This is a genomic window from Streptomyces sp. NPDC033131 (genome assembly GCF_055578365.1).
In genome coordinates, this window is sequence record NZ_JBVIPA010000001.1 from 336,709 (window position 1) to 353,371 (window position 16,663).

The 16,663-nt window shown below is 71.2% G+C and carries 14 protein-coding genes; 5 read left to right on the top strand and 9 right to left on the bottom strand.

Going from position 1 to position 16,663, the window contains the following annotated elements:
- Positions 1–45: 45 nt before the first annotated feature.
- Positions 46–621 (top strand): IS607 family transposase, encoded by a 576-nt coding sequence (locus ACZ5XS_RS01475; RefSeq protein ID WP_468647184.1) that lies wholly within the window; start codon positions 46–48, stop codon positions 619–621.
- The gene (tnpB, locus tag ACZ5XS_RS01480; RefSeq protein WP_468647185.1) at positions 618–2,072 is read left to right on the top strand and encodes an IS607 family element RNA-guided endonuclease TnpB; all 1,455 of its coding nucleotides are present in this window, start codon (positions 618–620) and stop codon (positions 2,070–2,072) included. Before ACZ5XS_RS01475 ends, tnpB begins: the two co-directional genes overlap by 4 nt.
- A gap of 64 nt (positions 2,073–2,136) precedes the next feature.
- On the opposite strand, the gene trhA is transcribed toward tnpB, so the two are convergent.
- On the bottom strand, positions 2,137–2,850 hold the full coding sequence (gene trhA / locus ACZ5XS_RS01485; RefSeq protein WP_468647186.1) for a PAQR family membrane homeostasis protein TrhA: 714 nt from the start codon (positions 2,848–2,850) through the stop codon (positions 2,137–2,139).
- A 355-nt stretch (positions 2,851–3,205) separates the two neighbouring features.
- Here trhA and ACZ5XS_RS01490 point away from each other — a divergent pair, with 355 nt between their 5' ends.
- Positions 3,206–5,029 (top strand): phosphoenolpyruvate carboxykinase (GTP), encoded by a 1,824-nt coding sequence (locus ACZ5XS_RS01490; protein ID WP_468647187.1) that lies wholly within the window; start codon positions 3,206–3,208, stop codon positions 5,027–5,029.
- Positions 5,030–5,222: 193 nt separating this feature from the next.
- Here ACZ5XS_RS01490 and ACZ5XS_RS01495 read toward each other — a convergent pair whose 3' ends face one another.
- The 6 genes from ACZ5XS_RS01495 to ACZ5XS_RS01520 form a co-directional block, all read right to left on the bottom strand.
- Positions 5,223–5,825 (bottom strand): hypothetical protein, encoded by a 603-nt coding sequence (locus ACZ5XS_RS01495; RefSeq protein ID WP_468647188.1) that lies wholly within the window; start codon positions 5,823–5,825, stop codon positions 5,223–5,225.
- Positions 5,812–7,344, bottom strand: coding sequence for a substrate-binding and vWA domain-containing protein (locus ACZ5XS_RS01500; RefSeq protein ID WP_468647189.1), 1,533 nt, complete (start codon positions 7,342–7,344; stop codon positions 5,812–5,814). Before ACZ5XS_RS01500 ends, ACZ5XS_RS01495 begins: the two co-directional genes overlap by 14 nt.
- A complete protein-coding gene (locus ACZ5XS_RS01505; RefSeq protein WP_468647190.1) occupies positions 7,341–8,510 on the bottom strand; it encodes a toxic anion resistance protein in 1,170 nt (389 codons plus the stop codon). The genes ACZ5XS_RS01500 and ACZ5XS_RS01505 overlap by 4 nt, the downstream gene beginning before the upstream one ends.
- Entirely contained in the window at positions 8,507–9,595 is a 1,089-nt protein-coding gene (locus tag ACZ5XS_RS01510) for a substrate-binding domain-containing protein (protein WP_468647191.1), read from the bottom strand. Before ACZ5XS_RS01510 ends, ACZ5XS_RS01505 begins: the two co-directional genes overlap by 4 nt.
- A 505-nt stretch (positions 9,596–10,100) precedes the next feature.
- A complete protein-coding gene (locus ACZ5XS_RS01515) occupies positions 10,101–10,523 on the bottom strand; it encodes an SCO4983 family protein (RefSeq protein WP_468647192.1) in 423 nt (140 codons plus the stop codon).
- Between the two features lie 77 nt (positions 10,524–10,600).
- A complete protein-coding gene (locus ACZ5XS_RS01520) occupies positions 10,601–11,812 on the bottom strand; it encodes a pyridoxal phosphate-dependent aminotransferase (RefSeq protein WP_468647193.1) in 1,212 nt (403 codons plus the stop codon).
- Positions 11,813–11,938: 126 nt separating this feature from the next.
- On the opposite strand from ACZ5XS_RS01520, the gene ACZ5XS_RS01525 reads away from it, so the two are divergent.
- Both ACZ5XS_RS01525 and ACZ5XS_RS01530 read left to right on the top strand, forming a co-directional pair.
- Positions 11,939–12,679 carry a hypothetical protein gene (locus tag ACZ5XS_RS01525; protein WP_468647194.1) on the top strand — a complete coding sequence of 247 codons (741 nt, stop codon included), beginning with the start codon at positions 11,939–11,941 and terminating at the stop codon, positions 12,677–12,679.
- Between the two features lie 150 nt (positions 12,680–12,829).
- Positions 12,830–13,699, top strand: a complete 870-nt coding sequence (locus ACZ5XS_RS01530; protein WP_468647195.1) for a trypsin-like serine peptidase — start codon at positions 12,830–12,832, stop codon at positions 13,697–13,699.
- 6 nt (positions 13,700–13,705) lie between these two features.
- On the opposite strand, the gene ACZ5XS_RS01535 is transcribed toward ACZ5XS_RS01530, so the two are convergent.
- Positions 13,706–15,328 carry an N-acyl-D-amino-acid deacylase family protein gene (locus tag ACZ5XS_RS01535; RefSeq protein WP_468647196.1) on the bottom strand — a complete coding sequence of 541 codons (1,623 nt, stop codon included), beginning with the start codon at positions 15,326–15,328 and terminating at the stop codon, positions 13,706–13,708.
- A gap of 10 nt (positions 15,329–15,338) precedes the next feature.
- Positions 15,339–16,604 carry an amino acid deaminase gene (locus tag ACZ5XS_RS01540; RefSeq protein ID WP_468647197.1) on the bottom strand — a complete coding sequence of 422 codons (1,266 nt, stop codon included), beginning with the start codon at positions 16,602–16,604 and terminating at the stop codon, positions 15,339–15,341.
- Between the last annotated feature and the right edge of the window lie 59 nt (positions 16,605–16,663).

Here is a 16,663-nt window from a genome sequence, read left to right on the forward strand (position 1 = left end):
CATTCATAGTCATCCTTAGTCGTGTGTCTCACGTAACTTGGTCTCGTGAAGCTTTCGGAGTGGGCCCGTCAGCAGGGCGTGAGCTATCAGACCGCCTGGCGGTGGGTGAAGGACGGGAAGATGCCCGTCCCCGTTCGCCAGGCGCCGTCCGGGACGTGGTTGGTCGACGAGGTCGCTGTCCAGCCGTCCGGGCGTGTGGTGGCGTACTGCCGCGTGTCGTCCGTTGACCAGAAAGCCGATCTTGAGCGGCAGGCCGCCCGGGTCGTGTCCGGCGCGAACGGGCTGGGCCTGGCCGTCGCTGAGGTCGTCACCGAGGTGGGATCCGGGTTGAACGGGCGGCGCCGCAAGCTGCACCGGCTGCTGTCCGACCCGCAGACGGCGGTGATCGTGGTCGAGCACCGCGACCGGCTGGCCCGGTTCGGCGTCGAGCACCTGGAGGCCGCGCTGTCGGCGTCCGGGCGGCGCCTGGTCGTCCTCGACCCCACCGAGACCGCCGATGGCCTGGTACGTGACATCACCGAGGTGCTCACCTCCATGTGCGCCCGCCTGTATGGGCGGCAGGCAGCGAAGAACCGGGCCGCCCGGGCGGTGGCCGTAGCGACCGGCGAGGCCGCCGAGTGAGGAAGTTCCAGCCGCAGCCCGGGTTCGTGGTGCAGGCGTACCGCTTCGCACTGGACCCGAACGCCACCCAGGAGCATGCCCTGCGCTCGCACTGCGGCGCGGCGCGTGCCGCCTACAACTGGGCCGTCCGCTGGGTGACCGCCTCCTGGTGGCAGCGCCGCGCGGAGGAGTCCTACGGCATCGGCGAGGCCGGGCTGACCAAGTGGCGGCCGTGGTCGCTGCCCGCGCTGCGGAAGGCGTTCAACGAGGCCAAGCACACCGATCCGAGGTTCGCCGCCTGGTGGGAGGAGAACTCCAAGGAGGCGTACTCCACCGGCCTGGCGAACGCGTCAGCCGCGTTCGACAACTACGCGAAGTCCAAGAACGGCAAGCGGCGCGGCAAGCGGATGGGTGCGCCGCGGTTCAAGTCGAAGCGCAAGGCGCGCCTTGCCTGCCGGTTCACCACCGGCGTGATCCGCGTGGACGCTGACGGCCGTCACGTCACCCTGCCCCGGCTGGGCACGATCCGCACCAACGAGCCCACGGTGAAGCTCCTCGCCCGCGTCCGGGCCGGGACGGCCCGGATCCTGTCCGCGACCGTGCGGCACGAACGCGGACGCTGGTTCGTCTCGCTCCAGGCCGAGGTCAAGCGGGACCTCGAACGCGTGGCGCGGCCGGACGTGGCGGTCGGGATCGACCTGGGGGTGAAGACCCTCGCGGTCATGGCCGACAGCACCGGCGAGATCCGCACCATCGCTAATCCCGGGCACTACGACCGGGCACGCAAGCAGCTGCGCCGCGCCTCCCGCGTCGTCTCCCGACGGCAGGGCCCCGACCGGCGGACCGGGCAGAAGCCGTCGAAGCGGTGGGAGAAGGCCAATGCCGCCCGCAACAAGGTGCATCACCGGGTGGCCAACCTCCGCGCGGACGTGCTGCACAAGCTCACCACCGCCGTGGCGGCCGAGTACGGCACGGTCGTGGTCGAAGACTTCAACGTCGCCGGGATGCTCCGCAACCGGCGTCTCGCGCGAAGAATCGCCGACGCCGGGTTCGGGGAGATCCGCCGCCAGCTCACCTACAAGACCCGCCAGCGCCACGCCACCCGCACCATCGCGGCGGACCGCTGGTACCCCTCCTCGAAGACCTGTTCCGGGTGCGGCGCGGTGAGAGCCAAACTGCCGCTGCACGTGAGGACCTACCAGTGCGACGCCTGCGGTCTGGTCATCGACCGGGACGACAACGCCGCACTCAACCTCGCCGCGCTCGCGGCAGCCGCAACAACTGGTACCGGAGTGGCCGGAGACCAGGACGCCCAAGCGGTGTCGAAGCCTCGTGGAGCCGACCAGAAGACCCGCACCACCCGCCCCCGCCGCAAGGCGGAGGCGGGGCGGGCAGGTGGCGCAAACCTGCCGCACCAACGGCAGACGGAAGCGAGAGACCGTACTCAAGCCGAAGCCCTCACGCTCTGGTGACGAGACGGACCTTCCGGGCGGAAACATCCGGAATGCTGAGACCTGACTACGATCTCGGCAACGGCTACGCGTGCTGGTACGCCACCATCGAGATCCCGACGTAGTGCGCGATGAAGGCCGCCAGGGTCAGGGAGTGGAACACCTCGTGGAAGCCGAACCAGCGCGGTGAGGGGTTCGGCTTCTGGATGCCGTAGATCACGCCGCCCGCGCTGTAGAGCAGGCCGCCCACGATCACCAGCACGAGGACGGTGACGCCGCCACTGTGCATGAAGTCCGGCAGGAAGAAGACGGCCGCCCAGCCCATCGCGATGTAGCAGGGCGTGTAGAGCCAGCGCGGGGCGCCGACCCAGAAGACACGGAAGGCGATGCCCGCCACGGCCGCCGCCCAGATGCTCCACAGGAGCCACTGGCCCTTGGCGCCGGGCAGGAGCAGCATCGTCAGCGGGGTGTAGGTGCCGGCGATGATCAGGAAGATGTTGGCGTGATCCAGCCGTCGCAGGATCCCGTCCATGCGAGGGCTCCAGTCGCCCCGGTGGTACAGCGCGCTCACGCCGAACAGGAGGCAGGCGGTCAGGGCGAAGATTCCGCAGGCGAGGCGGCCTCTGGGGGAGTCGGCGAGGGCGGTGAGCACCAGGCCCGCGATGAGTACGGCCGGAAACATACCCAGGTGCAGCCAACCGCGGAGTTTGGGCTTGACCGGGTGCGGCAGGGAAGTCGCGACGGGACCGCGGCCTGCGGCCGGGATGTCCGAGGTCGCGTCGGGGACGGACGCAGTCATACGAGGCATCGTACCTACGGAACCGTAAGTTGCGGGTTCGGGTGACCCGTTGGTCGACGAAGAGTGGTCATCGTCTCACGGAGGCCCCGCGTGAGTCGCGCCGATGTGCTTTGGCGGGGGACCGTCAAGAGACCTTCAGCTGAATCCCAAGTGGACGCAAAACGCGAATTTTACACGTGGCGATCCTCACTCCGCTCATCTGTACGTCCCTCTGGACAGATGGGCGAACTCGTCGGATGATCAAATGAGTGCGGTCGACACCGGATGAGCGCCAGAGGGAATCGACGCTGCGAAGCATCCGGGTCGCGGCCCCCACGGGGCAACTAAGGACAAAATCCCTCATTTAGGAGCAATCGTGGCGCGCGACATCGCGGCTCCCCCCGTCATCCCCACCACCCACAAGGAACTCGTCGCGTGGGTGAACGAGATCGCAGAACTGACCCAGCCGGACAACGTGGTCTGGTGTGACGGATCCGAGGCCGAGTACGAGCGCCTGTGCGAGGAGCTCGTCGCGAAGGGCACCTTCAAGAAACTCGACCCGATCAAGCGCCCCAACTCGTACTACGCCGCCTCCGACCCGACCGACGTCGCCCGCGTCGAGGACCGGACCTTCATCTGCTCCGAGCAGGAGAAGGACGCCGGCCCCACGAACCACTGGAAGGCCCCCGCCGAGATGCGGGAGATCTTCGCGGGCGAGAAGGGCGTCTTCCACGGCTCCATGAAGGGCCGGACGATGTACGTCGTCCCGTTCTGCATGGGCCCCCTGGGCTCCGACCTCTCCGCGATCGGCGTGGAGATCACCGACTCCGCCTACGTCGCCGTGTCCATGCGCACCATGACCCGCATGGGGCAGCCGGTCCTGGACGAGCTCGGCACCGACGGCTTCTTCGTGCGTGCTGTGCACACGCTCGGAGCGCCGCTGGCCGAGGGCGAGGCGGACGTGCCGTGGCCGTGCAACTCCACGAAGTACATCTCCCACTTCCCCGAGTCCCGCGAGATCTGGTCCTACGGATCCGGCTACGGCGGCAACGCCCTGCTCGGCAAGAAGTGCTACGCCCTGCGCATCGCCTCCGTCATGGCCCGTGACGAGGGCTGGCTCGCCGAGCACATGCTGATCCTCAAGCTGACCCCGCCGCAGGGCGAGTCGAAGTACGTCGCCGCAGCCTTCCCGAGCGCCTGCGGCAAGACCAACCTCGCCATGCTGGAGCCCACGGTCTCCGGATGGACCGTGGAGACCATCGGCGACGACATCGCCTGGATGCGCTTCGGCGAGGACGGCCGCCTGTACGCCATCAACCCCGAGGCCGGCTTCTTCGGCGTCGCGCCCGGCACCGGTGAGCACACCAACGCCAACGCGATGAAGACCCTGTGGGGCAACTCGGTCTTCACCAACGTCGCCCTCACCGACGACAACGACATCTGGTGGGAGGGCATGACGGAGGAGACTCCGGCCCACCTCACCGACTGGAAGGGCAACGACTGGACGCCGGAGTCCGGGACCCCGGCCGCCCACCCCAACGCCCGCTTCACCACCCCCGCCGCACAGTGCCCGATCATCGCGCCCGAGTGGGAGGACCCCAAGGGCGTGCCGATCTCGGCGATCCTCTTCGGCGGCCGCCGTGCCACCGCCGTACCGCTGGTGACGGAGTCCTTCGACTGGAACCACGGCGTCTTCCTCGGCGCCAACGTGGCCTCCGAGAAGACCGCCGCCGCCGAGGGCAAGGTCGGCGAGCTGCGCCGCGACCCCTTCGCCATGCTGCCGTTCTGCGGCTACAACATGGGCGACTACATGGGCCACTGGGTCGACGTCGCCAAGGGCAAGGACCAGTCGAAGCTCCCGAAGATCTACTACGTGAACTGGTTCCGGAAGAACGACGAGGGCAAGTTCGTCTGGCCCGGCTTCGGCGAGAACTCCCGCGTCCTGAAGTGGATCGTGGAACGCCTGGAGGGCAAGGCCGAGGGCGTCGAGACCCCGATCGGCGTCCTGCCGGCCAAGGGAGCGCTGGACACGAACGGTCTCGACCTGTCCGAGTCCGACCTCGACTTCCTCCTCACCGTCGACAAGGAGGTCTGGCGCGAGGAGGCCGCCCTGGTCCCCGACCACCTCAACACCTTCGGCGAGCACACGCCCAAGGAACTGTGGGACGAGTACCGCGCACTGGTGCAGCGCCTGGGCTGAGCCGGCCCTCCCAAGCCACCGCGGCCGGCTCGATCGTGCCCTGACCAGCAACATCGTCACGGCCGGCCGCGGTGACAGCACCTTCGCGCGACCCCGTACCGGCGAGGTTCCGCACAACGGCGTGTGGGGCCCCGGGCCTGTCGTCGCTCTCCCGTCCGCACCGACGGAAAGAGCGACGGCAGGCCCTCGCCCGTTACCGCGACCGGTCCTCCAGATACCGCGTGTGCGACTCCTGCCGCCGGGCCTCCGTCTCCCGCAGGCCCGCGGCCAGCCGCTCGGCCTCCTCGTGCAGCAGCGTCAACTGCCGCTCCAGATGGCGTTCCGGCGACTCCTGGCCCGGCGCCAGCCGCGTCCACCACCGGGTCCGTACGAACGTGTCGACGGCCTCGGGAACGTCCTGCCGCACGGCCCGCGACAGCGTGTGCACGCCCTCCGGGTCCCGGGCGAGCACCTCGGCGACCCAGCCGGGCTCCAGCAGCGCGGCCAGCAGCTCCGTCAGTTCGGTGAGCCGGCCCGCGGCGGCGGGCGGCAGCTCGACGTCCGCGAGATAGGCCACCAGCCGGTCGTAGTCGGCCCGCACCTCGTCGAGCTGGGCCGACGGGTCGGGGAAGTCCGGCAGCGGCGGCCGCTCCGGCGGCGCGACCAGGGCCCCGGCGCCGTACAGACCCGCCACGACCACGGGCCAGTACGGGCCCGCGACCCCCGCGAAGGTCAGCGCCAGCCCCGCGAGACCGCAGGCGCTCCCGGTGAGGTTCTTGCGGGACTCGAGATAGCCGAGCAGGTCATTGGTAGCCACGGATCTCCTCGAAGGCGCCGTCCAGCGAGCCCTTTTGGGCGTCGAAGAGGCGGCCGCCGGTCAGCTCGGCGATGTGTTCCAGTTCGGAGCGGTCGGAGTCGCCGAACAGGATGGGGAAGACGGGCGTCTCCCGCTGCGCGGCGCCGAGCCCGGCGTAGAAGTCGTCGAACTCCGCCGCCTGCGCGCCCGCCGTGTTCTCGCCGTCCGTCATCAGCACGACGGACGTGAAGGTGTCCCGTCCGGCGTCGAGATGTTCGTACGCCTTCTCCAGCGACGTGTAGATCGCGGTGTCGCCCTCGGCGGTGAGCGCCTCGGTGTCCTCGCGGATGGCGTCGAGGCCGGCCTGCGGGTCCGCCGGGTCCACCACATGCGTCCGTACGCTCTTCACGCCCGACCCGAACGGCATCAGCGTGACCTCCTCGCGGTCCCGGAAGTCGCCGGTGAGGTCGGCGAGCGCGTCCTTGAGCCCCGCCAGCCGGTCGCCCTCCATCGAGCCCGAGGTGTCGAGGACGTAGACGGTCCTGGACGGGCGGCGCAGCTCGTTCTGGTACGAGTCGAGGAGGCCGTCGGCGACGGAACGACTGCCGGGGAAGGGCAGTTCGCGCCGGCGGGTCGTGTCGAGGCCGGACGCGGGCCGCACGGAGGCGACGACCGGGCGGCGGTGGGTGCGCCCGGTGATCTCGCGCTGGATCTCCGGTGTGCGCAGCGCCTCGGTCAGCCGGCGGACGTCCTCCCGGGTGGCGGCGTCGGTGGCCGCGAGGGAGGAGAGCGGGTAGTCGGCGGTGACCACGCCGTCGCGGGGGCGGATCACGGTGAGGCCCGGGATGCCCTTGAGGACGGACTCGTAGTTGAGGAGCGCGTCGACGTCCTCGCGCCGCTCGTACGCCTCCGCAAGCCAGCCCGACGACCCCGAGGTCAGCTGCTGCCCCTGGAAGAACTCCTTCAGCCGGGGCGTGGCCTTGGTGACGTCGGCGTCCGTGAGCGCGGACTGCGCGCCGGAGAGGGCGGAGGCCACGGAGACCAGCGTGGCGAAGCCGGAGTTGGAGCGGGCCGGGTCGGTCATGCCGTACGTCAGCTCGCCGTCCCGGACGGCCTGCTCGACCTGGGCCCAGGTGACGTCCTCCGGGTTCCAGCCGAGCGTCAGGACGGTCGCCGCCTTCACGCCCACGGCGACCGGGCTCGACATGACCGGCGTCTCGGACACGACCTTCTTCGCCGCGTCGGGACGCAGGCGCAGGTAGTCGTTGGACGACAGCCACAGGGCGTCGTACCTCCCGTCCGCCTTGCCCGCCGCCAGCAGCTCCACGGCGTCCAGGGTGCCCATGTAGGTGGGCCGGACCCTGATGCCGGTGTCCTTCTCGACCCGGTCGAGGACCGGGGCCATGTCGGCGATCTCGCTGGAGGCGAGGATGCGCAGGGTGCCGGGCTCGGGGGCGCCCGTGTCGCCGTCCTGATCCTGTGCCGCGGTGCAGCCCGTCAGGAGGGCGAGGGCGAGGAGGGCGGTGAGCCGTCGTCTCATGCGAGCCCTCCTTCCAGCGCGCCCTGCGACCGGCTGCGCTCCAGGTAGGTGCTCGCGTTCTGCAGTTCGGAGGTCAGGGACTCCACGGTCGCCGCCATCACCTCGGTCGCCTGGACCTTGTAGGTGTCGATGGCGTCGAGGGTCCGGTAGATCTGCTGGAAGGCGGTGCGCAGGGTCTCGGCCCCCACGGCCGGGTCCGCGGCGATCCGCTGGATCTCGCCACTCTGCGTCGCGAGCATCTCCGCGTTGCCCCGGATCAGGTCCTCGGTCGTCCCGCGCAGGGCGTTGACCTGGTCGACGACCTTCTTCTGGTTGTCGAGGGCGGAGGCCAGCATCACGGAGATGCGCAGGGCCGACACCGTGGTCGTGGCCGCCCGGTCGACGCCCTTGATCAGTTCCTCGTTGTTGCGTCGTACGACGTCCATGGCGAGGTAGCCCTGCGCGCACACCGCGAGCTGGGTGAGCAGGTCCTGGTGCTTCTGCCGCACCGGGAAGAGCACGTCGGCACGGAGACTGTCGGCCTGCTGCGGATCCGTCGCCTCCACACCGGCGACATGCTGCTCGACGGCCGCGTCCAGGGCCTCGGTCAGCACCACGTACTCCTGGAGCTTGCCCATGCTCTCCCACAGCCGGACCCGCTCGGTCTGCAGCGCGGCGTTGTCACGCCTCAGTTCGTCCTGGCCGCCGCGCAGCGAGCCCACGATCCTGTTCAGGGTGCCCTGCGCGGAGGCGTACTTGGCGACGTGGTCGCGCAGCTTGTTGCCGCCGGGCAGCCGGGACAGGAACTTCCGCCCCTTGGCGGCGGGCAGGTCCCGCGGGTCCAGGTCCTCGACCACGCGCCGGAGTTCGACGAGTGAGCCCGACACCTGCGACTGCGCGTCCCCGCCCTTGGCGGGCAGACTCCGTACGGTCCGCTCCAGCATGCGGTTGGACTGCGCGGCGGCGCCGCGCATCTCGCCGGCGCCGAGCGCGGTGATCTCGCCGACCTTGCCGGCGAACTCGGGGGAGCGGGCGTCGAGGGAGGCGAGACCCTCGACGTACGCGGCGGCCTTCTTGGCCATGTCGGTCCGCACGGTCTCGTCGACGGGGACGAGCCCGCCTGCCTTCTCCCGGGGCACGGGCGTGACGGCCTCGGGCGGGGTGAGGGTGAAGGTGTCGTCGGTCATGTGCTGTCCCCCTGTCCGCTCGCCCGGCGCGCCATCGTGTGCAGCACCTCGGAGGTGGGCACGGGCGCCTGCCGGATCCCGGTCAGCGTCTGGTTGAGGTACGCGGAGTGGGCGGCCGTGGCCTTGGTGAACTCGGCGGTCGTGCCCTGCGGCCGGAACCCGTGCCGGACGGCCAGCTCGCGCAACGCCGGGTCGTCGGCGAGGAGTTCGCCGAGTGCGCGGCCGTCCTCCGTGAGCGGTACGACGGTGTGGTCGCTGTTGGCGGTGGTGTCCGGGTAGAGCACGGTCAGGTCGTCGACGCCCCGCCCCTCGCTCAGCAGCGCGGCGACCTGCGACTCGTACACCAGCACCAGCGGGTTGCCGGCGCCGCTCACGAAGTCCCGGAAGGCCGCGTCCGTGCTGGACTGCTGGGCGCCCTGCACGCTGACCAGCTTGCGCATCAGGGGCGCGGTCCGGTCGACGTCGGCGTCACTCGCGGCCACCTTGCCGCCGGCGGCGGCGTAGGAGGCGGCGGCGAGGTACAGGGCGCCGGAGTTGGAGGTCTCGGGGCTGGTGGTGGCGACGTAGAGCGTGCCGGTCAGCTCCCCGTACTTGTCGGCGCCCTTGAGCTGCTGCCAGGTCCGGTCGCGCTCGGCGGCGTCGAGATAGGCGGCCATCTTCAGGGTGCCGCGGTTCTTGTCGAGGGCGGCGAGTCCATTGGCGGCCAGCACCTCGGCGGCGCCGCGATGGGCCACGACGACGAGCGGCGAGTAGAAGGGCCGGGGCAGCGGCTGCCTGATCCGGTACTTCGCGGCGAGCTCGGCGGCGGGTGCCTGGCTGGACGGGAAGGCGAGGTCGTAATCCTTGAGGTTCAGTCCCTCCATGGCCCAGGACCCGGAGGTCTCGGCCTTGACGGTGTAGCCCTTGGCGGCGAGGGCCTTCACCACGTCGGGATCGGCGAAGAACTCCGCCTTCTCCGATCCGATCACTGCGCGCACGGTCTTCGTTGCCGTGCTCCTGTCCCCGGTGTCCCGGCCCGCTACGACGGCTGCCACCACGCCGCCGACCAGCAGGACCGCGAGGACGATTCCTGCGATTCGTCTCACAGGGGGAGAGTGCTCGCGGAACCCAACATTCCCCGGCGGGAAGCGTGAACGGGGGATGACGTACCGGTCCCGGTACTGCAGCGCCCCGAAAGGGGCGCGGGGAACTGCGCGCCAAGCCACGGACGACCCGCGGCCGCCGACGGCAACGCGCCCCACGGCGATGCCCCTCAGGGGCGCGGGGAACTGCGCGACAGCCCACGGACGACCCGCGGCCGCCGACGGCAACGCGCCCCACGGCGATGCCCGTCAGGGACGCGGGGATCGACAGGCCACGGACAACGCGCGTCCGGCGTCAGGGGGCGCGGGGAACTGCGCGACAAGCCACGGACGACCCGCGGTCGCCCAGCGACAGATCTCCCGCGGCGAGAGGCACCGCACCAGGTCGGCACTGCGCAGCCGGCGCCGACAACAACCGCCGCTCAAGCCAACGCAGTGTCATGGCACCCGGTCCGCGCGCCGCTGTGGGTGCACGCGGACCGGGGCCGTTCCCGGGGAGCCGTACGGCTCAGTGGGGGGCGAGCTCGCGCGACTCCAGGGCCGCCGCGTGGGCGTCCATCCGCTCGGCGGACAGGATCGCCGCCGCCGTGTCCGCGCGGGACGCGGCCACCACGAGCGCGCGGCCCGCGAGGGCGTGTGCCCGCCGGTGCACGGGTGCGAGGCTGGTGCGGGCACCGGACGCGGTGAGCGGGGCGCGGGCCGGCGGGCGGCCTCCCCGCAGCCGGGTCACCTGCTCGGCGAGCCGGTCGGCCGCGGTGTCCAGGCCGGCGGACGGCGCGAGCGCACGCAGCTCGTCCGTGACGGCGAGCAGCGCGGCGAGATGGCCCGCGAGCTGGATGTCCAGCTCTTCCTCACGGGTGCGGTGGGGGAAGTCCGAGGTCGTGCCGGCCATCGTGCTGTGGACCGACTTGGTGCGGATCGGCTCGTACATGGGATGGCCTCCTGTGTTCTCAGGAAACCATCCTAGCTTGGATTTCGTCTAAAGTTGAGCGGACCCCAGAATCGCCGTCACGGCTGGCCGTATCCGTCCAGGAAGGTGCCGATGCGGGTGATCGCCGACCGCAGGTCCGCCACCGTCGGCAGGGTCACCACCCGGAAGTGGTCCGGCTCGGTCCAGTTGAAGCCGGTGCCCTGGACGACCATGATCTTCTCCTGCCGGAGCAGGTCCAGGACCATCTGCCGGTCGTCCTTGATCTTGAAGACCTTGGGGTCGAGGCGCGGGAAGAGATACAGCGCCCCCTTCGGCTTCACGCAGCTCACGCCCGGGATCTGGGTCAGCAGCTCGTACGCCAGGTCCCGCTGCTCCCGCAGCCGCCCGCCCGGCAGTACCAGGTCGTTGATGGTCTGCCGCCCGCTGAGCGCGGCGACGACTCCGTGCTGGCCCGGCATGTTCGCGCACAGGCGCATGTTCGCCAGGATCGTCAGACCCTCGATGTAGGAGTCGGCGTGGGCGCGCGGCCCGGAGATCGACATCCAGCCGACCCGGTACCCGGCCACCCGGTACGCCTTCGACATCCCGTTGAAGGTGAGGGTGAGGAGGTCGGGGGCGACCTTGGCGGTCGGGATGTGCGTGGCGTCGTCGTACAGGATCTTGTCGTAGATCTCGTCCGAGCAGACCAGCAGGTTGTGGCGGCGCGCGATGTCGGTGAGCCCCCGCAGCATCGCCTCGTCGTACACGGCCCCCGTCGGGTTGTTCGGGTTGATGATGACGATCGCCTTGGTGCGGTCGGTGACCTTCCGCTCCACGTCCGCGAGGTCGGGCATCCAGTCGGCCTGCTCGTCGCACCGGTAGTGCACGGCGGTGCCGCCGGACAGGGAGACGGCCGCGGTCCACAGCGGGTAGTCCGGGGACGGCACGAGGACTTCGTCCCCGTCGTCCAGCAGCCCCTGCATCGCCATCACGATCAGCTCGGAGACGCCGTTGCCGATGAAGACGTGCTCGACGTCGGTCTCGATGCCGAGGGTCTGGTTGTGCATGACGACGGCCCGGCGCGCGGCCAGCAGGCCCTTCGCGTCGCCGTAGCCGTGCGCCGAGGAGACGTTGCGGAGGATGTCCTCCAGGATCTCGGGCGGGCACTCGAAGCCGAACGCGGCCGGGTTTCCGGTGTTCAGCTTGAGGATGCGGTGGCCTGCCGCTTCCAGGCGCATCGCCTCCTCGAGAACCGGGCCCCGGATCTCGTAACAGACGTTGGCGAGCTTGGTCGACTGGATCACCTGCATGTCTGGGAGCTTACGGCCCGGTAACGCTCTTTGGGTCGTGTTTTCCGCCACGCGAGACGCGTCGGTTTGGGCGGATATCGCCGACGGCTGTCCCGCGGGCCCCTTCCGTCTCTACAATGCGCGCCCATGTCCAGGCCACCTCAATACGACGACGGGGCGTACGGCGCCGACGGCGCGCCCGGCGCCCACGGCGCGGGCGCGGTCGGCGAGCCGCCGGAGGTGCCGATGGTGTACCACCCGCAGGCCGAGTCGACGCTCCCGTACGAGGAGTACGTCGACCCGGCCGCCGCGCACGGCTGGCAGAACGCCTACGACCAGACGGCCGAACTGCCCCCGGTGGCCGACCCCGGGCCGGTGGCGGTCGGCGCGCCGGCGCCCGGAGCCGAGGCGGTGCCGGTCCGCGGTGCCGGTCCGGGGCGGCGGGGGTCGCGGCGGAAGCCGAGCCGGTGGCGGTCGCGCCGGGTGGTGGTCGCCGCCGGTGCGGCGGGCGCGGTGTCCGCGGCGGCGCTGATCGCCGGGTTCGCGTTCTCGGGATCCTCCTCGGACGGACCGCAGGGCAAGGAGGACGCCACGAGGTCGGCGCCGGGCGATGCCGCGAGGCCGGAGGGCTCGTCCTCCTCGGCCGGCCCGGAGTCCTCCGGTTCCCCGGACCCGTCGGGGCCGGACGGCCGGGCGTCCGACGGGGTGGGCGCTTCGCCTGGCGCCTCGCCGGACGGGACGCGGTCCGGCGAGCCCTCGGCCGCCCCGTCCACGGACCCGGCCGCCCCCTCGACCCCCACGGCCGGTGCCTCGGGGGGCGGTGACGTCGCTCCGGGCAACTCCGAACGCAAGGGCCGTGGGCCGGGAGGCACGAAACCGCCCAAGTAGGGGGGAAGCCGGGGAGGTGTTTTCGGCCCCGTCCCCAGGCCGAAAACACCTCCTTGTCTCCCTGCGCCCCTCCATTGAAAATGCGCATGACAAAACAGCGGGTGGCCGGAAGATCTCCGGTCACCCTCGTCATGTAGAGGGGACCCCCACATGAGAAAGCCTCTCGTCGCCGCACTCTTCGCCCTGGTGATCGCCGGGGCGGGCGCGGCACCCGCGGTCGCGGCACCCGCACCCGCCGCTCCCGCGGCCAAGGCGGACACGAAGACGGCCGCGTCGCCCACGCTCCAGGCCGTGACCCTCGCCGGGACCGTCGCGCTGAGCAACTGTTCCGGCTCCGTCGTCCGCTTCCCGAACTCCCTGGACACCGCCCCCGCGCTGGTGCTCACCAACGGCCACTGCCTGGAGAGCGGCTTCCCGGAGCCCGGCGAGGTGATCGTCAACCGGGCGTCCAGCCGCACCTTCGGCCTGCTCAACTCCGCCGGCACCCGCGTCGCCACACTGCGCGCGAACAGGATCGCCTACTCGACGATGACCGACACGGACGCCACGATCTACCAGCTCACCACCACCTACGCGGCGATCAGGAACGCGTACGGCATCAGCGCCCTGACGGTCCAGGACACGCACCCCACCGCCGGCACCGCGATCACCGTCGCCTCCGGCTACTGGAAGCGGCTCTACAGCTGCAGCATCGACGGGTTCGTGCACACCATGAGGGAGGGCGACTGGACCTGGAAGGACTCCGTCCGCTACACCTCCGCCTGCAACACCATCGGCGGCACCTCGGGCTCGCCGGTCGTCGACCAGGCCACCGGCAAGGTCGTCGCCGTCAACAACACCGGCAACGAGGACGGCGAGAGCTGCACGGTGAACAACCCCTGCGAGGTCGACGCGAGCGGCAACGTCACCGTCCGCCAGGGCATCAACTACGCCCAGGAGACGTACCGGTTCCCGGCCTGCTTCACGACCGGCAACCAGCTCAGCCTGAGCGCGAGCGGCTGTGTCCTGCCCAAGCCCTGACAGGGCTCAGGGAGTCCTCCGTACCGCCCGTCCCGCCAGTACGTCCGTGCGCCGGCCGTCCTCGATGACGAAACGGCCGTCGACCAGGACGTACGGGATGCCCGTCGGCAGCACCCGGGGATTCTCGAAGGTCGAGCCCGCCGCGACCGTCGCCGGGTCGAACAGCACGAGGTCCGCCCGGTAACCCTCGCGGACCAGCCCGCGGTCCGGCAGTCGCAGCCGGGCCGCCGGGCGTGCGGTGAGGTGGGCGACGCACTCCTCCAGGGACAGCACTCCCAACTCCCGGACGTACCGGCCCAGATAGCGGGGGAACGTGCCGTACGCGCGCGGGTGCGGCTTGGTGCCCTGGAGGATGCCGTCCGAGCCGCCGGTGTGCACCGGGTGCCGCATGATCGCCCGCACGTTCTCCTCGTGACCGACGTGCTGGAGGATCGTCGAGCCGAGCCGGTCGTCGAGGAGGAGCCGGCGGGCGGTGACCCAGGGGGCCTCGCCGCGCCGATCGGCCGACTCCTGGACGGTACGGCCGACGTGGTCGGTCAGGCCGGGATCCGTCACTCCGGAGATCTCGATCGTGTCCCACTCCACGGGCACGCCGTGACAGCCGTCCGCGCCGACGACCTCCAGGTCGTGCCGGATGCGCCCGGCGGTCTCCTCGTCCGTCAGCCGCTTGAGGATCTCCCCCGGGCCGCCCTCGCCCGCCCAGCTCGGCAGCAGCGCGGCCAGCGTGGTGGAGCCCGGCGTGTAGGGGTACGTGTCGAGGCTGATGTCGGCCCCGGCGGCGAGCGCCTCGTCCAGGAGGGACAGCAGCTCGGGCGCGCGGCCCTTGTTCACGCCGAAGTTCATGGTGGCGTGGGCGAGATGGAGCGGGCAGCCGGCCTCCCGGGTGAGGGCCACCATCTCCTCGTACGCCCGCAGGGCCCCGGCCCCGTACGAGCGGTGGTGCGGGCAGTAGTAGCCGCCGTACGACGCCACCACCCGGCACAGCTCCGTCAGCTCGGCGTCCTTGGCGTACATGCCGGGGGTGTACGTGAGGCCCGACGACATGCCGACCGCCCCCTGCTCCATCCCCTCCGCCACCAACCGCCGCATGTGGTCCAGCTCCCGGGGCGTCGCCTCGCGGTCCTCCCAGCCGACGGCGAGCGCGCGGACCGTGCCCTGAGGCACGAGGTACGCCGCGTTCACGGCGATGCCCCGCCCCTCGAAGCCGACGTCGAGCCGGTCGAGGTACTCGCCGACCGACCGCCAGGAGAAGTCGATGTCGTCGCCGTCGCCGTTCCAGCCGGTGATCGCGCGGCGCACCTCGGCGAGCGTGCGGTCGTCGACCGGCGCGTACGACAGCCCGTCCTGGCCCAGGACCTCGAGGGTGACGCCCTGCGCGGCCTTGGCGCTGTGATCGGGGTCGCGCAGCAGGGCCAGGTCGCTGTGGGCGTGCATGTCGATGAAGCCGGGGGAGAGGGCGAGGCCCTCGGCGTCCAGCTCGCGGCGCGCCTCGGGGCGTTGACAGCCCGCCGCCGCGGCCTCCTGCACGATCGACACGATCCGGCCCTTGTCGACCACCACGTCGGCACGGTACGAGGGACCGCCGGAGCCGTCCACGACGTCCGCGTCCCGGATGACGAGCTCTTCCACGCCGGACCTCCTAGAAGAACGTACGGATGTAGTCGACGACCGTGCCGTCCGCCTCCGCGACCGGGATCAGCGGCCACTTGTCGAAGGACGTGCACGGGTGCGACAGCCCGAGCCCCAGCCAGTCGCCGACCTCCAGGTCCGCGTCCGGGGCCGTCCGCAGCCAGGCGTGCTGGTCGGACAGGGCCGTCACCTCGATGCCGGTGGCGGGACGCTCGACGCCGTCCCGGCGGACCACCTGGGCGAAGGGCAGATCGAGGTCGTACGCCGCGTCCCGCTTGCCCGCGTTCACGAAGGCCTGCTCGGCACAGGGCCGCGACACCACCTGCGTCCAGAGCCGGAAGGCGGGCTCCAGGGCGCCCTCCTCGGGGACCCGGTTGAAGGGGGTGATCTTGCGGTAGTGGCCGTCGTCGTGCGAGACGTAGGCGCCCGAGCGCAGCAACTTCAGTACGGGGGCGGAGAGTTCGGGAATCTCCGCGAAGACGTCGGCGACCGCGTCGAACCAGGCGCTGCCGCCCGCGCTCACCACGATGTCCTCCGCGTCCGCGAACCGCCCCGCCTTGTCGAAGTCGACGGCGAGCGCCACCAGCCGCCGCAGCCAGGCGTGCACCCGCTCCGGGGTCGCCTGCGGGACCTCGCCCTCGTAGCCCGCGACGCCGACGAGGCGCAGGGTCCGCGTCGCCGCCACGGCGTCCGCGACCGCCACGCACTCCGCCTCCGTCCGGACCCCGGTGCGGGCGTCCTCGCCGGCGGCGAGTTCGACGACCACGTCCAGGGGGCGTGAGGCCCCCCGCAGCGCCGCGTCCATCAGGCGCACCCCGCGTACGGAGTCGACGTAACAGACGAAACGGAAGCCGTCGTCGGCGTCGAGCCGTGCCGAGATCCAGCGCAGGGCGGCCGGGTCGACCAGCTCGTTGGCGAGGAACACCCGCTGGACGCCGAACGCCCGGGCCACCCGCACCTGGTGCGGCACCGCGAGCGTGATGCCCCACGCCCCGTGCTCGATCTGGCGCTGGAAGAGCTGAGGGGCCATCGAGGTCTTGCCGTGCGGGGCGAAGGCGAGGCCGTGGCGGGTCGCGTACGTCTCCATGAGTCCGAGGTTGTGCGCCAGGCGCTCGGCGGAGAGAGCCAGCACGGGAGTCGCGAAGCCGTCGGTGAAGAGGTTGCGGCGCTGGGCGGCCAGCTCGCCCACGGTGAGGCCGTCTGCGTCCGGGGGGAGGCCCTTGAAACGGTGGTCGACGCGTTCCGCTGGCAGGCGGGCGAGCGCTTCGCTGGCCATGGAGCCTCCCTGATCAGGTACGTTGCCAAGTCGTTGCACACAACGCAACGCTCATTGCG

Coding starts and splice junctions, on each gene's coding strand:
- ACZ5XS_RS01520 (WP_468647193.1), bottom strand. CDS start 11,812: ATGCAGGTGATCCAGTCGACCAAGCTCGCCAACGTCTGTTACGAGATC.
- ACZ5XS_RS01525 (WP_468647194.1), top strand. CDS start 11,939: ATGTCCAGGCCACCTCAATACGACGACGGGGCGTACGGCGCCGACGGC.
- trhA (WP_468647186.1), bottom strand. CDS start 2,850: ATGACTGCGTCCGTCCCCGACGCGACCTCGGACATCCCGGCCGCAGGC.
- ACZ5XS_RS01540 (WP_468647197.1), bottom strand. CDS start 16,604: ATGGCCAGCGAAGCGCTCGCCCGCCTGCCAGCGGAACGCGTCGACCAC.
- ACZ5XS_RS01505 (WP_468647190.1), bottom strand. CDS start 8,510: ATGACCGACGACACCTTCACCCTCACCCCGCCCGAGGCCGTCACGCCC.
- ACZ5XS_RS01500 (WP_468647189.1), bottom strand. CDS start 7,344: ATGAGACGACGGCTCACCGCCCTCCTCGCCCTCGCCCTCCTGACGGGC.
- ACZ5XS_RS01530 (WP_468647195.1), top strand. CDS start 12,830: ATGAGAAAGCCTCTCGTCGCCGCACTCTTCGCCCTGGTGATCGCCGGG.
- ACZ5XS_RS01515 (WP_468647192.1), bottom strand. CDS start 10,523: ATGTACGAGCCGATCCGCACCAAGTCGGTCCACAGCACGATGGCCGGC.